At 62.6% G+C, this 14,844-nt stretch carries 13 protein-coding genes; 10 read left to right on the plus strand and 3 right to left on the minus strand.

Annotation, left to right across the window (positions count from 1 at the left end; genetic code table 11):
- Positions 1-3 precede the first annotated feature (3 nt).
- The 5 genes from tolB to ftsH all read left to right on the plus strand — a co-directional run bounded on the left by tolB (position 4) and on the right by ftsH (position 6,845).
- On the plus strand, positions 4-1,308 hold the full coding sequence (tolB, locus tag X751_RS148275) for a Tol-Pal system beta propeller repeat protein TolB (RefSeq protein ID WP_023673841.1): 1,305 nt from the start codon (positions 4-6) through the stop codon (positions 1,306-1,308).
- A 249-nt stretch (positions 1,309-1,557) separates the two neighbouring features.
- A complete protein-coding gene (gene pal, locus X751_RS148270) occupies positions 1,558-2,064 on the plus strand; it encodes a peptidoglycan-associated lipoprotein Pal (protein ID WP_027050585.1) in 507 nt (168 codons plus the stop codon).
- Between the two features lie 211 nt (positions 2,065-2,275).
- Positions 2,276-3,358, plus strand: coding sequence for a tol-pal system protein YbgF (ybgF, locus tag X751_RS148265; RefSeq protein ID WP_023694601.1), 1,083 nt, complete (start codon positions 2,276-2,278; stop codon positions 3,356-3,358).
- Positions 3,359-3,409: 51 nt separating this feature from the next.
- Positions 3,410-4,816 (plus strand): tRNA lysidine(34) synthetase TilS, encoded by a 1,407-nt coding sequence (gene tilS, locus X751_RS148260; protein ID WP_023744987.1) that lies wholly within the window; start codon positions 3,410-3,412, stop codon positions 4,814-4,816.
- 103 nt (positions 4,817-4,919) lie between these two features.
- Complete coding sequence (gene ftsH / locus X751_RS148255; RefSeq protein WP_023673598.1) at positions 4,920-6,845, plus strand: ATP-dependent zinc metalloprotease FtsH; 1,926 nt, start codon at positions 4,920-4,922, stop codon at positions 6,843-6,845.
- 66 nt (positions 6,846-6,911) lie between these two features.
- Here the strand turns inward: ftsH and X751_RS148250 are convergent, their stop codons facing one another.
- Entirely contained in the window at positions 6,912-7,280 is a 369-nt protein-coding gene (locus X751_RS148250; protein ID WP_023704885.1) for a helix-turn-helix domain-containing protein, read from the minus strand.
- A 185-nt stretch (positions 7,281-7,465) separates the two neighbouring features.
- On the opposite strand from X751_RS148250, the gene X751_RS148245 reads away from it, so the two are divergent.
- Together X751_RS148245 and X751_RS148240 are read left to right on the plus strand one after the other, a co-directional pair.
- The gene (locus tag X751_RS148245; protein ID WP_023744988.1) at positions 7,466-8,230 is read left to right on the plus strand and encodes an SDR family oxidoreductase; all 765 of its coding nucleotides are present in this window, start codon (positions 7,466-7,468) and stop codon (positions 8,228-8,230) included.
- 28 nt (positions 8,231-8,258) lie between these two features.
- Positions 8,259-9,128 carry an NAD(P)-binding domain-containing protein gene (locus X751_RS148240; protein WP_023744989.1) on the plus strand — a complete coding sequence of 290 codons (870 nt, stop codon included), beginning with the start codon at positions 8,259-8,261 and terminating at the stop codon, positions 9,126-9,128.
- A 74-nt stretch (positions 9,129-9,202) separates the two neighbouring features.
- On the opposite strand, the gene X751_RS148235 is transcribed toward X751_RS148240, so the two are convergent.
- Together X751_RS148235 and X751_RS148230 are read right to left on the minus strand one after the other, a co-directional pair.
- Entirely contained in the window at positions 9,203-9,655 is a 453-nt protein-coding gene (locus X751_RS148235; protein WP_023744990.1) for a hypothetical protein, read from the minus strand.
- Between the two features lie 241 nt (positions 9,656-9,896).
- Positions 9,897-10,901 (minus strand): hypothetical protein, encoded by a 1,005-nt coding sequence (locus X751_RS148230; RefSeq protein WP_023744991.1) that lies wholly within the window; start codon positions 10,899-10,901, stop codon positions 9,897-9,899.
- Positions 10,902-11,245: 344 nt separating this feature from the next.
- Here X751_RS148230 and glmM point away from each other — a divergent pair, with 344 nt between their 5' ends.
- The 3 genes from glmM (at position 11,246) to X751_RS148215 (ending at position 14,665) form a co-directional block, all read left to right on the plus strand.
- Positions 11,246-12,598, plus strand: coding sequence for a phosphoglucosamine mutase (gene glmM / locus X751_RS148225; RefSeq protein ID WP_023704880.1), 1,353 nt, complete (start codon positions 11,246-11,248; stop codon positions 12,596-12,598).
- A gap of 251 nt (positions 12,599-12,849) precedes the next feature.
- Positions 12,850-13,665 carry an outer membrane protein gene (locus tag X751_RS148220; protein WP_023684191.1) on the plus strand — a complete coding sequence of 272 codons (816 nt, stop codon included), beginning with the start codon at positions 12,850-12,852 and terminating at the stop codon, positions 13,663-13,665.
- Positions 13,666-13,894: 229 nt separating this feature from the next.
- Positions 13,895-14,665 (plus strand): outer membrane protein, encoded by a 771-nt coding sequence (locus X751_RS148215; protein ID WP_023684192.1) that lies wholly within the window; start codon positions 13,895-13,897, stop codon positions 14,663-14,665.
- The last annotated feature ends 179 nt before the right edge of the window (positions 14,666-14,844 follow it).

Consider the following 14,844-nt stretch of genomic DNA (forward strand, 5'->3'; position numbering starts at 1 on the left):
GACATGAAATCCATCCTCAAGCCGCTCCTGATGGTCGCCGCGATGGCGATGGGCATGAACGCCGTCGTCACCTTGCCTGCTCGAGCAACCCTCGAGCTCAACGTCAACAAAGGCAATGTCGAACCGATGCCGATCGCCATCCCAGATTTCCAGGGAGGGCTCGGCGCGCAGATTTCCGAGATCGTCACCGCCGACCTGAAGCGCTCCGGTCTCTTCGCACCGATAGACAAGAACGCCTTCATCGAGAAGATCGCCAATCCGGATGCGCAGCCCCGTTTCGACGACTGGAAGGTGATCAATGCGCAGGCGCTGGTCACCGGCAGCGTGAGCAAGGAGGCGGACGGCCGAATCCGCGCCCAGTACCGACTATGGGATATTTTTGGCAACCAGCAGATAGCCGGGGAGCAGTTTTTCGCCAACGACGCAAATCAACGCCGTGTCGCCCACATCATCGCCGATGCGATCTATGAGAAGCTCACCGGCGAGAAGGGCTATTTCGACACACGCGTCGTCTTCATCGACGAATCCGGCGCCAAGAATGCGCGTAAGAAGCGGCTCGCCATCATGGACCAGGACGGCGCCAATGTGCGCTATCTCTCCGATGGCCGCTCGATCGTGCTGACGCCGCGTTTCTCGCCGAATCGGCAGGAAATCACTTACATGTCGTATGAAAGCGGCCAGCCGCGGGTCTATCTGCTGCAGATCGAGACCGGACAGCGCGAACTGGTCGGCAACTTTCCCGGCATGACCTTTGCGCCGCGCTTCTCGCCCGACGGCCAGAAGGTGATCATGAGCCTGCTGCGCGATGACGGCAATTCCAACATCTTCGCCATGGACCTGCGAAGCCGCTCGACCACCCGGCTGACCAACTCGACCGCCATCGACACCTCGCCCTCTTATTCGCCCGACGGCAGCAAGGTGGTATTCACTTCCGATCGTGGCGGCCGTGCGCAGATTTATGTGATGGGCGCCGACGGCTCGGGCCAGACCCGCATTTCGTTCGGCGACGGCGTCTATTCGACGCCGGTATGGTCGCCGCGCGGCGACCTCGTCGCCTTCACCAAGCAGACCGGCGGCGAATTCCAGATCGGCGTCATGAAGACCGACGGTTCGGGCGAGCGCATCCTTTCCTCGGGCTTCCAGCAGGAGGGACCGACCTGGGCGCCCAACGGCCGCGTGCTGATGTTCTTCCGCGACTCCGCCGGCGGCCCAAAACTGGTTTCCGTCGATCTCACCGGCCGCAACGAACAGTCGATCCCGACCGCGAATTTCGCGTCGGATCCCGCCTGGTCGCCGCTGCTGGAGTAGGTTCGGCCGAATTGCCACACCTGCTAAAAAGGGGCCCGTTTGGCCCCTTTTCCATTCATTAGTCGCGTTTCGGCCGCATTTCCGCCTAGGGTCCGCGCCAACTGTGACCGTGGATTTGAAGGTCGTGGACGGACGATCGAAACCAAACATTAACCGTATTTCTTGAATGCCGGTTAACCCAAACGTGGTTACTGGGTGATCAACGAAATCACTCGAAATACGATCACTCGAATACGAAGGAGAGGCGGCATGGGCCGTATCGCAGCACTTACCAGAAACCCGGCGATGATCGCCCTGATCGCAATGCTCGCCATCACCGGTTGCGCCTCGAAGAAAACCCCGAACAGCGCTGAAGAGCTCGGCCTCAACGGCGCGGGTGCGGCAACGCCCGGCTCGGCGAAGGACTTCACCGTCAACATTGGCGACCGCATCTTCTTCGACACGGACTCGACCGCGATCCGCGCCGATGCGCAGACGACGCTGTCGCGCCAGGCGCAGTGGCTCAACCAGTACAAGCAGTACGCCATCGTCGTCGAAGGCCATGCCGACGAACGCGGCACGCGTGAATACAATCTGGCTCTCGGCGCCCGCCGCGCCGCCGCCACCCGCGACTTCCTGGTCGCCAGGGGCGTTTCGGCGAGCCGCCTGAAGACCATTTCCTACGGCAAGGAACGTCCGGTCGCGGTCTGCGACGACATCTCCTGCTGGTCGCAGAATCGCCGCGCCGTCACCACGCTCTCCGGCGCCGGCTCCTGATGAGTAAGACGGCGGCCTTAGTCGCATAATTGCAACACTTCCATGCGAAAGGCGGCCTTGTGGCCGCCTTTTTCAGTTTCGGTCCCGGAAACAAACCCGGAAACAAAATTTGGCCGAAGTCTCGCCTCCTGCTAAGAGCCGAGGGCGTCGTGCCGGTCCCACTGTGATCGGAAGGCGCGAACAGGCTCACGATATTCACGGCGAGAGGCACATGCATTTCAGATCGGTCTTGAGCGGCACGCTTGCGCTGCTGCTCGTATCAGGCTTCGCGGCTTCCGCGAGCGGCACCGGACAACCCGCGGATAGCGGCTTTTCCTTCCATCTGCCGACGCTCGGCATTTTCGGCAAGAAGGAGAAGCCGGAGCAGCAACAGATCGCGCAGCAGCAGGACGGCACCGCCGCCGCGGGGCTGGAAGATCAGCTCCGGCAGATGAACGGCAAGCTCGAGGAACTCAACTTCCAGATCCTGCAGATGCAGGAGCAGATGCGCAAGCAGCAGGAAGACAACGAGTTCCGCTTCCAGCAGTTGGAAGGCGGCTCCAGCGGGCAGCCGCCGGCCCAGAAGAAATCGGAGGCCGCGCCGCAGGACGGTGGCGCGGGCACCGGCGTCGCCGAGGCCCCGGCAGACCAGGCGCCGGCCGATGCCGGCGCGCAGCCGGATGGCGGCCAGAGCGTCGGCGAGGTCATCGTCGAATCGCAGACCGGCGATCCCGGCAAGGTGATCAACGGCACGCCGCCCAAGACCTTCGGCACCATTACCGTCGACAAGAACGGCAATGTAATCGACGCCGGCGGCAACACGCAGGCAGCGGCGCCGGCGGAAGGTGCGGCTCCCGCCGCCGAGGCGCCGGCTGCCGGGGCTAAGACCGGCAAGTCGGACGGCACGGTGGTGGCGGCGCTGCCTGCCACCAACAACCCGGAAGAGATCTACCGCAACTCCTACCAGTTCATCCTGTCGGGCGACTACAGCACCGCCGAGCAGGGTTTTCGCGACCACATCGCCCGCTTCCCGAAGGACGCCAAGGCGGCGGACGCGCATTACTGGCTTGGCGAATCGCTGCTTGGCCAGCAGAAGTATCATGACGCTGCCGAGGTTTTCCTCTCCGCCAGCAAGGACTATCCGAAGGCCAAGAAGGCGCCTGACATGCTCCTGAAGCTTGGCGTGTCGCTGGTCGGCCTCAAGCAGAAGGATGTCGCCTGCGCCACCTTCGGCGAGATCGGCAAGCGCTATCCCGATATTTCGGCCGCGCTCAAGGAACGCGTCAAGCAGGAGAGGGCGCTGGCGGCGTGCTAGTCTTTGCCGTGTTGTCCCAGAACCGGGACCACTTTTGCGCGACATGCATTGATGCTCGATACCGAGCCTGACCTTTCGAATTTTTCGCAGATCGACTTTACCAACGGCGCGCTTGCGGCCGTGTCCGGCGGCAGCGACTCGACCGCCCTCCTTCTTCTCCTCAAGGCTCACCTCGACCGCAGCGCCCCGACAGCCCGGCTGCTGGCGGTGACGATCGACCACGGCCTGCGTCCGGAAGCAGCAGTCGAAGCGCGCAGCGTGGCAAAGCTTTGTGCCGAGCGCGGCATCGCGCACCGGACGCTCAACTGGTCCGGCGCCAAGCCGTCGGCCGGCCTGCCCGCGGCGGCGCGCGAGGCGCGCTACCGGTTGCTGGCCGAGGCAGCGCAGGCGCAAGGCATCGGTGTGATCGTGACCGGCCACACCGCCGACGACCAGGCCGAGACCGTCCTGATGCGAGTCGCGCGGAATGACGGGCGAGAGCTTGCAGGCCGAGGTCTCGCCGGCATGGCGCCGGCCACCCTCTATGACTGGCGGATCTGGATCGCGCGGCCGCTGCTCGGCGTACGGCGCGCGGCGTTGCGCGCCTTCCTGCAGCGCGAACATGTCGGCTGGGCGGAGGATCCGACCAACATCGACACGAATTTCGAACGCCCGCGCATCCGGGCCGTGCTCGGCGAAGACCGGAGCGGGCAGCGTTTTGCCGAGGCAATCGGCCTGGCTGGGCGGGCTGCCGGCGATCGCGAGGAACTCGGTCGCCGCGCCGCCGCCCTGATCGGTGAATTTGCCAGCCGGCCGGCGAGGGGTCTCATCCGTCTCGATCTCGGTTTGGCGGAAGCGGATGACACGCAAGCCGCGGTCTATGCGCTGCGTGTTCTGCTGGCGGTGACGGGCGGCACCGCCTTGTTGCCGGACCAGGCGCGCAGCGAAGCGCTGTTCGAGCAAATGCGGGCCGGTCGGCTTTGCGCCACATTGTCGCGGGCGGTCGTCGATATCAGGCGAAACGGCATCTTCCTGCGCCGTGAATCGCGCGACCTGCCGCGTCCCGCGCCGGTAGCTGGCACTCTGCTTTGGGACGGTCGCCGGCGGATCACGCCACACATCGAAGCCGGGGCGATCACATTGGACGACAGTCCGGGTGCATGGTTGATCGCGCCGCTTGGCGCCGCTGCCGCCGCCAAAACGCCGATTGCCGGGGATGGCGCGCCGCCAAGCCTTGTGCGCGCCGCCCTGGCTGCGGAACCGGCGCTGTGGCGCGGCGGCGAATGCCGTGGTTTTGCAGGGGATGTAGCGGCGGCGCCGGCAATCGCCGTCAGCCCGGTCGTTGCGCCCTTTGCCCGTTTCCTGCCGTGCTTCGATCTGGTGTTGGCGCAGGCCGTGGCCGAGTTGATCGGCGCACCGCCTGTCTCGGCTTGCCCTTTGGCCGCCACAGTGCCGGTTGATCATGGCGCGAAAGCTTAACCCAGACGTGCTGTTATGCTTGGCAAGGGGGGGCGCTCTCCCTATGTTAGGCGCAAGTTTCCTCTCATGACGCGTGTCCCAGCGGGCACCAACGGGACAATTGATGAATCCGAATTATCGCAATCTCGCGCTCTGGGCGATCATAGCGGTCCTGCTCATTGCTCTCTTCAATCTGTTCCAGACGCCGCAGACTCGCGGGGCCTCGACCGACGTTCCCTATTCGCAGTTCCTGCAAGAGGTCGCGGCCGGCCGGGTCAAGACGGTGGTCATCGCCGGCGCCCGCATCACGGGCACCTACGCCGACAACGCCAATGGCTTCCAGACCTATTCGCCTGGCGATCCGCAGCTGGTCTCGCGGCTGCAGGACAAGAACGTCACCATCAATGCGCGGCCTGAGTCGGACGGTTCCAACTCGCTGTTCAGCTATCTGATCTCCTACCTGCCGATGATCCTGATCCTGGGCGTGTGGATATTCTTCATGCGCCAGATGCAGTCCGGCTCCGGCCGCGCCATGGGTTTCGGCAAGTCGAAGGCCAAGCTTCTCACTGAGGCGCATGGCCGCGTCACCTTCCAGGATGTCGCCGGCGTCGACGAGGCCAAGGAAGATCTGGAAGAGATCGTCGAGTTCCTGCGCGATCCGCAGAAGTTCCAGCGCCTCGGCGGCAAGATCCCGCGCGGCGTGCTTCTGGTCGGACCTCCCGGCACCGGCAAGACGCTGCTCGCCCGCTCCGTCGCCGGCGAAGCCAATGTGCCGTTCTTCACCATCTCCGGTTCGGACTTCGTCGAGATGTTCGTCGGCGTCGGCGCAAGCCGTGTGCGCGACATGTTCGACCAGGCCAAGAAGAATGCTCCCTGCATCATCTTCATCGACGAAATCGACGCTGTCGGCCGCCATCGCGGCGCCGGCCTCGGCGGTGGCAATGATGAGCGCGAACAGACGCTGAACCAGCTGCTGGTCGAGATGGACGGCTTCGAGTCCAACGAGAGCATCATCCTGATCGCCGCCACCAACCGGCCCGACGTGCTCGACCCGGCGCTGCTGCGTCCGGGCCGTTTCGACCGCCAGGTGGTGGTGCCGAACCCCGACATCGTCGGTCGTGAGAAGATCCTCAAGGTGCATGTGCGCAACGTGCCGCTGGCGCCGAATGTCGACCTCAAGGTGATCGCACGCGGCACGCCGGGCTTCTCGGGCGCCGACCTGATGAACCTGGTCAATGAATCCGCTCTGATGGCGGCGCGCCGCAACAAGCGCCTTGTCACCATGGCCGAGTTCGAGGACGCCAAGGACAAGATCATGATGGGCGCCGAGCGCCGCTCGTCGGCCATGACCCAGGCCGAAAAGGAGCTCACGGCCTATCACGAGGCCGGCCATGCCATCCTGGCGCTCAACGTGCCGTCGGCCGATCCGCTGCACAAGGCGACCATCATCCCGCGCGGCCGCGCGCTCGGCATGGTCATGCAACTGCCGGAAGGCGACCGCTATTCGATGAGCTACAAATACATGATCTCACGGCTCGCCATCATGATGGGTGGCCGCGTCGCCGAGGAGTTCAAGTTCGGCAAGGAGAACATCACCTCGGGCGCCTCCTCGGACATCGAGCAGGCGACCAAACTGGCGCGCGCCATGGTCACGCGCTGGGGCTTCTCCGACAAGCTCGGCCATGTCGCCTATGGCGACAACCAGGAAGAGGTTTTCCTCGGCCATTCGGTGGCGCGCACGCAGAACGTCTCGGAAGAGACCGCGCAGATCATCGACGCCGAAGTGCGCAGGCTGATCGACGAGGCCTATGTCACGGCCAAGTCCATTCTGACCAAGAAGAAGAAGGAATGGATCGCTCTGGCGCAGGGCCTGCTCGAATACGAGACGCTTTCGGGCGAAGAGATCAAGCAGCTGATCGCCGGGCAGAAGCCCGCGCGAGATTTGGGGGATGACACCCCCACAAGCCGCGGCTCGGCTGTGCCGAAGTCCGGCCGCCGCAAGAAGGGTCCCGAGCCCGAAGGCGGCATGGAGCCTCAGCCGTCGAGCTGAGCTGACATCACTTGATGCAAGAAAACGCCGCGGCTCAATCCGCGGCGTTTTGCTATTCAGGGTCTCTCAAAGAGCATGCGGGACGGATGCATTTGCTTTGCCGGGGCGCACACCGTCAGTCCGGCCAGCATGTTGCTTGCCCCATCTGGCCAGCGGGATCAGGGCATTGTCCAGCTCGATGCCGAATTCGGTAATCGAGTATTCGACCCTCGGCGGCACCTCGGGAAAGATTTCGCGATGGACGATGCCGTCGGCCTCCATTTCGCGCAGCTGTTGGATCAGCATCTTTTCGCTGATGTCAGGCACCAGCCGCTTCAGCTCACCGAATCGTGCCGGCGCCTTGTGAATCTGCCAGAGCAGTAGCGCCTTCCATTTGCCGCTGATGACCTCCAGCGCCGGCCCCAATCCGCAACTATCTGGCTGTTTCTTTCCCATGTTTCATCCAATTCTGAGCAATCGGTGGGTAGCTTACATTTTTGTCGGTACTTGAGAAAAACCAAGCCGGTCCATAGCTTCAAACCAGCTCGCCGGCATCGGCGAACACCACAACATCATATCGGTACCTCGCTTCGACCTGCAAAGGCCGTCGGCGGCCGGATTTTGTCAAAAACGGATGGATCATGACACGATACGCAAACAAGAAGGCCGTTGTCATCGGCGGGACGCACGGCATGGGGCTCGCCGTTGCCGAAGCCCTGATCGAAAGCGGCGCCGAGGTCCTGGTCACCGGCCGCGACCAGCGCAACATCGAGGCCGCGCGAGCCAAGCTGCTTTCGCGAGCTCATGTCGTGCGGTCCGATATCTCAGACATGGCCGATATCGTCACGCTCGGTGCCGAAGTGGGGCAGAAGCTTGGCCAGATCGACTTCCTTCACGTCAATGCCGGGGTGGCCAATCTCGAACCTGTGGAGCGGGTCACCGAGGACAGTTACGATCGCACCTTCGACATCAACACCAAAGGCGCATTCTTCACCGCGCAGCGCCTGCTGCCCCTCATCAGGGATGGTGGCGCCATAGTCTTCACCTCGTCGATCGCCGACGAATCCGGCACCGGCGGCATGAGCGTCTATTCCGGATCGAAGGCGGCACTGCGCGCCTTCGCCAAGGTCCTGGCCGCCGAGCTTCTGCCGCGCCGCATCCGCGTGAATGTGGTCAGCCCTGGTTTCATCGATACGCCGACGATGGGTGTGGCGGACGCCTCGGCCGAGGAGCGGGCCGCCTTCATGGCGATCGGCGACGCGGTCACGCCGATGAAGCGCCACGGCACGATGGAGGAGGTGGCGCGCGCAGTGCTGTTCCTGGCGTTCGACGCGACCTTCACCACGGGCGCGCGGCTGACCGTGGACGGTGGCCTTGGCCAGGACCTGAGCCCGACACCGGCGTAACCGCGCAACGAAACCAAGGAGAAGCAGAATGAGCGACATAACAGTGATCGGTCTCGGCGCCATGGGCACGGCGCTTGCCGAAGCCTTTCTGAACCAGGGACATGCGGTGACGGTGTGGAACCGTTCTCCGGCAAAGGCTGAGGCTTTGGCAGCCAAGGGCGCCACTGTGGCCAAGAGTGTCGAGGAAGCCGTCAGATCGAGTCCACTGATCGTGGCGTGCCTGCTTGTCTATGACACCGTTGGTGAGGTGCTCGGCCCAAGCCGAGACGCGCTGTCGGGCCGCACATTGGTCAATCTCACCAACGGCACGCCCGAGCAGGCGCGGGCGATGTCGGGTTGGGCGGTGAGCCAGGGCGCCAGCTATATCGACGGCGGCATCATGGCGGTGCCGCCGATGGTGGGCGGGCCGCACGCCTTGATTCTCTACAGCGGTTCGCGCCAGGCGTTCGATGCCTGTTCGGGGCAGCTCGGAGCGCTCGGCACCAGCAAATATCTCGGTGAGGATCCAGGCCTCGCGCCGCTCTATGATATTTCGCTTCTGACCGGCATGTACGGCATGTTCGCGGGCGTTCTGCAAGCGTTGGCATTGACGGGCGCAGCAGGAATCCCTGCCGGCGAGTTCATGCCGCTGCTGGCCTCCTGGCTTCAGTCGATGCAAGGCCTGCTGCCGAAATGGGCGGAACAGATCGACAGTGGCGATCACACCAGCAATGTCGTTTCCAACCTGGGCATGCAGGCTGATGCCTACGTCAATCTCATCGATGCCAGCAGGTCGGCTGATGTCAGCACCGAACTCGTCTTGCCGATGCAAAGCCTGATGAAGCGCGGGGTGGCTGCCGGCCAGGCCGATGCCGATCTTACAAGCCTGGTCGCACTGCTCTCGAAACAAGGCGCTTGACGGGGCAAGACCCAAGAGAAGGCCCGCCAACCTTTGCGGTTGGGGGCCTTCGATCTTCAAACGCTGCTGGTCGATCAGCTCTTCAGCTTGGCGTTGCAGAGGCTGTAATAGCCGCCGCCCTTCTGGATCCAGCGAAGGCCGTTCAACGTACCCGCGTCCTTGTTGCCGTGGTAGCCCTGCAGGCAGGTCTTCATCCGCGCCTTCGAGGGCTTCTCGGTCTTGAATTCGGCGGCGAGGGTGGTCGGGAATGTCACGCCCGTCGGCGCTACAGCGGGGGCGACCGCCGCGCTGGTTTCCTTCTGCGGCTGCGGCTCGGTTTTGACCGCATCCGCATTGGCACTCTCCGCAGCTGACGTCGCACACTTCTCGGTGCGGAAAGCGGTCCAATCCATGCCGTTCAGAGTGCCGCCTTCCTTGGCTGTGCGATAGGCCTCGCCGCATTCCTTCATTGTCAGTGCGCTTGCAGGGGTGACGCTCCACGCAATCCATGCCGTCACAGCCAATGCCGCCAATTTCAATCGGGACATAAGACCCTCCTGGTTGACAAAAGTTCGATGTCCTTTTGTATACCATTTGTTCTGCATATGTTCAATTGAAATCTTTGCGAACCACCGATATGTCTGGGGTGGGCAGTGTGGGCGAATAGATGATGCCGACAGCTTCCGCGATATGTAGACGTCGATCAACGCCGGGTGTGTTCGAGCGCAATAAAAAGGCCCGCGCATGCTGCGATGCGCGGGCCTCTGTCTGGAGAATATGGCTACGCGATCAGCTCTTCAGCTTGGCATTGCAGAGGCTGTAGAAGCCGCCGCCCTTCTGGATCCAGCGCAGGCCATTCAGCGTGTTGGCATCCTTATTGGCGTAGTAGAGCTCGAGGCAGGTGTGCATGCGGCCCTTGGCCGGCGTCTCGCCGGCGTATTTCTTCGAGATCGCGGCCGGGAACTTCACGCCCTTGGGAGCGGTGACCGAGGGCTTCTCGGGCTCGCTGGTATAGGTCGCCTCGCTCGGAGCGGGCACGGTGTCGTCGTCATCTGCGCCTGCGCCGCATTCGGCCTTGCGGAAGTCGTTCCACTTCTTGCCGCCCAGAGTATTGGCAGACTTGGCAGCCTGGTACTTGGCGCTGCAATCGGCCATGCTCAGGCCCTTGCCGCTGCTGTCGGCAGCTGCCTTGGTGGTTGCCTTGGCGGGTGCTGCCGCGGCCGAGGCCCCGGCGGCGCATTCGGTCTTGCGGAAGTCGTTCCACTTTGCGCCATTGAGCGTACCGGCGGCCTTTGCCGCCTGGTACTTGGTGCTGCATTCCTTGGCCGTCAGGCCCTTGGCGCCATCGTCGGTTGTGGCTGCGGCCTTGGTCGTGGCCTTGGCGGGTTCTGCCGCGGCGGATGCGCCGGCGGCGCATTCGGTCTTGCGGAAGTCGTTCCACTTCGCGCCATTGAGCGTACCGGCGGCCTTGGCAGCCTGGTATTTAGCGCTGCATTCCTTGGCCGTCAGACCCTTGGCACCGTCATCAGCAGCGGCGGCGGCCTTGGTCGTGTCCGTCTTGGCCGCAGCGGCCTTCTTGGCCGCCGGCTTTGCGGTCTCGGTGGTGGCCGCCGCGTCGGTGCCGCACTCGGCCTTCCGATACTGATTCCAGGTCTGCCCGTTCAGCGTGCCGGCGTCCTTGGCGGCCTTATACTTGGTACTACACTGGGCCATGGTCAGCGCGTTGGCGGGCGCCGCCATGAACAAGGTTGCGACGGCAAGACCCGTCAAAGTTGCAAGTCGGTGGATGAGCATGGCGTTTCTCCCGTTGCTGCGCCCATAGGTTGTACCTGTGTCAATCAATAGCTCTCAACGCTAGGCTGCGCCAGATGCTAAACGGCGTTCTCCCGATAAGGTGATGGACCCTTGCGATCTGCCCCTCCAACAGTCCGCCTTACCGGCCCAATCTGCGCAGTGTGGCCCAGTGTGAATGCTATATTGCGGCAACACCGTGTCATGATACGCTGCCAACGCTCCGAACAGCCTGCTACAATGATTTTCTAAGAATTGGTAATATACAATCACACAATGTGATAGTCGGGCTCGGACCAATTGTGGCACTACGAGCCGGCTGAAAACCGACGGGGATTCTGGCAAGCATGGCAGGACGTTATTTTGGCACCGACGGCATTCGCGGGCGCGCCAACAAGTTTCCGATGACGGCTGAGATCGCGATGCGGGTCGGCATGGCCGCCGGCCTGTCGTTCCAGCGCGGCAGCCATCGCCACCGCGTCGTGCTCGGCAAGGACACCAGGCTGTCCGGCTACATGATCGAAAACGCCATGGTGTCCGGCCTGTGCGCGGCCGGCATGGATGTGTTCCTGCTCGGCCCGATCCCGACACCGGCGGTCGCCATGCTGGTGCGCTCGCTGCGCGCCGATATCGGCGTCATGATCTCGGCCTCGCACAACCCTTATTACGACAACGGCATCAAGCTGTTCGGTCCCGATGGCTACAAGCTCTCCGACGAGATCGAGGAGCGCATCGAGAGCATGCTCGACAAGGATATCGAACTGGCGCTCGCCGATTCCGACGGGCTCGGCCGCGCCAAGCGCGTCGACGGCGTGCATGACCGCTACATCGAATTCGCCAAGCGCACGCTGCCGCGCTCGATGTCGCTGTCGGGTCTCAGGATCGTCGTCGATTGCGCCAATGGCGCAGCCTACAAGGTGGCGCCTGCCGCACTTTGGGAACTGGGCGCCGAGGTCATTGCCATCAATGTCGATCCGAACGGTTTTAACATCAACAAGGAATGCGGCTCGACCCATCCGGCCGGCCTGCAGAAGAAGGTGCATGAAGTGCGCGCCGATATCGGCATCGCACTCGACGGTGATGCCGACCGTGTCGTCATCGTCGACGAGAACGGCACCATCGTCGACGGTGACCAGATCATGGCGCTGATCGCCGAGTCCTGGCACCAGAGCGGGCGACTGGCCGGCGGCGGCGTCGTCTCGACGGTGATGTCCAATCTCGGCCTCGAACGCTTCCTTGGCGACATGAAGTTGCAGCTGCATCGCACCAAGGTCGGCGACCGCTATGTCGTTGAGCATATGCGCGCGCATGGGTTGAATGTCGGCGGCGAGCAGTCGGGCCACATTGTGCTGTCCGATTTCTCGACCACTGGCGACGGGCTGGTCTCGGCGCTGCAGGTGCTGGCCTGCATCAAGCGGCAGAACCGGCCGGTTAGCGAATTGTCGAAGAAATTCGAGCCGGTGCCGCAGCTGTTGAAGAATGTCCGCATCGCCGGCGGCAAGCCGCTTGAAGAAGCCTTGGTCAAGGCGGCGATCGAAGATGCGCGCAACCGTCTTGGCAAGGCCGGCCGCCTGGTCATACGGCCCTCCGGCACCGAGCCGCTGATCCGCGTCATGGCCGAGGGCGACGACCCACAGCTGGTCGAGGCCGTGGTCAACGACATCGTCGACATCATTTCGGAAACGCGCAGCGCCGCCTGATTGCGCTGCCTCCAACGGCAGGGGCGAACTGCCGGCTCAAGACTTCAAGCCCGCCTGCAGGCGGGCTTTTTGTTTCGGCCAGGGTTGGTCCCAGCGTTATGCCGGCGGAGACTGTTTGCTAAAATGTCGAGAATTCGTGGTTAATCGACAGGGTTAAACGCCTTTTAACTTTTCCAATTCATTATCCACAACTGAGGTCAATCACATTCGGGCAAGTTGGACTTTCCCGACGGTTCTCAGGGGTGACAAACATGTTCAATACAGCAAAAAAGGCCCTCCTTGCCGCGCTGTTCGCAGGTGTGGCCGGGCCAGTATTCGCCGCCGATCTGGCGGAGCCGCCGGTGGTCGAAGAGGCGCCGGCGCCGATCGCCTACGAGCAGCCGGCCGATTTCGGCGGCTGGTACATCCGCGGCGACATCGACTATCATAAATCGGATTTGCGCGGCATCGACTATATCACTTACGGGCCGCCTCCCGGCAGCAATGTTTTCGATTCCGGCGAGCTTAAGGGCGGCTTCTCACTCGGCGCCGGCATTGGCTACAAGATCAACGATCATTTCCGTACCGACCTGACAGCCGACTATTGGTTCGCTTCGGACTTCAACGGATCAACCAACGATGGCGTTACGACCTCCGTCGAAGTGTCGAAAATGAGCGCATTGCTGCTCTTGGCCAACGCCTATTACGATATCGGCACCTGGCACGGCATCACGCCTTATGTTGGCGCTGGCATCGGCGGCGCGCACGTCAAATGGGATACCGTCCACGACCCGAACACAACCGAGACCAACCCCGGGTCGAAGAATTGGCGCTTTGCCTACGCGCTCATGGCCGGCGCGTCCTATTGCCTTACCGACAGGGTGATCCTGGATGCCGGCTATCGCTACTCTCACATTGAGGGGGGCCGCATGTTCGACTTCGACGTGAGCAGTTCCGGGCCCGGCTTCGACCATGGCATCAACACACATGAGGTACGAGGCGGTCTGCGCTATCAGTTCGGCGGCAATAATGGTTGCACATCGCCGGAGCCCTACGTTCCAGAGCCGGAGCCGATCTACACCAAGTAGTCGCTTCGAAATCTAGGAATTCGCGAACCGCCCGGTCTTGCCGGGCGGTTTTCGTTTGCCGATGTTTGCGCGTTTTCAACCGGCCGCGTGTGCCGAAGAAACCCAATCGAAATCAATTCGGTACGCCGCGTTATCCTTAACCCTGACTTAACCACTATGGTTAACAATGCTTGGTGAAACGGCGCTTGCGATCAAAATGACGGGCGCCAATTTCAGGAGCCGGGGACCCATGAATTTCAAATCGCTGACAGCGCCGGCGCTCGCCGCACTCGTCCTTGTGCCGCTGACGCCGGCGCAGGCCGCGGACTACGATCCGCCGATCTATGTCGATCAGGCGCCGGACTATCAACCGGTCGAGGTCGGCTCGGGCTGGTATCTGCGCGGCGACGTCTCTTATCTGGCGCAGAAGAGCTACGAGGATCAGGATTTCACCTTCGCCCCCGCGAGCTTCAGCGAGAAGCAGGATCCGGCCTTTGCCAGCATCGGCTTCGGCTACCACTTCAACGACTATCTGCGCGGCGACGTCAATCTTGGCTATCTGCCCGGCAACAAGATCGGCGTCGGCTTTGACGATTCGGCGACGCCGCCGCCGGGTGGTGCGACCATCGCGTCGGCATCGCTGCAAAATTATTCCCTGTCGGGCATGGTCAATGGCTATGTCGATCTCGGCACTTATGTCGGGATCACGCCCTACCTCGGCGCCGGCATTGGGCTGGTCCGGAGCAAATACAAGCTGTCGGCGAGTTACTTCACCGACAATGTCGACCCTACGGATGATTTCGTCCGGAACGACAACAAGACCCAGTATTCCCTCGCCTACACGCTGGATGCGGGCCTGGCCTATCAGGTGACCAAGAATGTTTCTGTAGATCTCGGCTACCAGTACTTCTCCGCGCCGGATGCCGAATATGTCACGGCCGAGAGCCTGACCTCCTATCCGATCCGCAAGGGCATCAGCAATCATCAGGTCAAGCTCGGCCTGCGCTACGACCTCTGGTAGGAAGCTTGCTGTTCGGAAGCCCAACGGCGGATCTCTTCGATCCGCTGTTTGCGTTTTAGCCCACGACATGCTGATCCCGTATCGCCGGTATCCCGCCAGCGACAAAAACTTTCCTCTTGACGCCTGAGGGCTGAACGCATATCGCCGTCCGTGGGCCACCCCTCCCCAACGAGGGTTGA

This window comes from Mesorhizobium sp. LNJC394B00 (genome assembly GCF_000502555.1).
GTDB lineage: Bacteria > Pseudomonadota > Alphaproteobacteria > Rhizobiales > Rhizobiaceae > Mesorhizobium.

Bases quoted from the DNA above. Each gene is read 5' to 3' on its own strand.
- tolB (WP_023673841.1), top strand. From the start codon at position 4: ATGAAATCCATCCTCAAGCCGCTCCTGATGGTCGCCGCGATGGCGATG.
- pal (WP_027050585.1), top strand. From the start codon at position 1,558: ATGGGCCGTATCGCAGCACTTACCAGAAACCCGGCGATGATCGCCCTG.
- ybgF (WP_023694601.1), top strand. From the start codon at position 2,276: ATGCATTTCAGATCGGTCTTGAGCGGCACGCTTGCGCTGCTGCTCGTA.
- tilS (WP_023744987.1), top strand. From the start codon at position 3,410: ATGCTCGATACCGAGCCTGACCTTTCGAATTTTTCGCAGATCGACTTT.
- ftsH (WP_023673598.1), top strand. From the start codon at position 4,920: ATGAATCCGAATTATCGCAATCTCGCGCTCTGGGCGATCATAGCGGTC.
- X751_RS148250 (WP_023704885.1), bottom strand. From the start codon at position 7,280: ATGGGAAAGAAACAGCCAGATAGTTGCGGATTGGGGCCGGCGCTGGAG.
- X751_RS148245 (WP_023744988.1), top strand. From the start codon at position 7,466: ATGACACGATACGCAAACAAGAAGGCCGTTGTCATCGGCGGGACGCAC.
- X751_RS148240 (WP_023744989.1), top strand. From the start codon at position 8,259: ATGAGCGACATAACAGTGATCGGTCTCGGCGCCATGGGCACGGCGCTT.
- X751_RS148235 (WP_023744990.1), bottom strand. From the start codon at position 9,655: ATGTCCCGATTGAAATTGGCGGCATTGGCTGTGACGGCATGGATTGCG.
- X751_RS148230 (WP_023744991.1), bottom strand. From the start codon at position 10,901: ATGCTCATCCACCGACTTGCAACTTTGACGGGTCTTGCCGTCGCAACC.
- glmM (WP_023704880.1), top strand. From the start codon at position 11,246: ATGGCAGGACGTTATTTTGGCACCGACGGCATTCGCGGGCGCGCCAAC.
- X751_RS148220 (WP_023684191.1), top strand. From the start codon at position 12,850: ATGTTCAATACAGCAAAAAAGGCCCTCCTTGCCGCGCTGTTCGCAGGT.
- X751_RS148215 (WP_023684192.1), top strand. From the start codon at position 13,895: ATGAATTTCAAATCGCTGACAGCGCCGGCGCTCGCCGCACTCGTCCTT.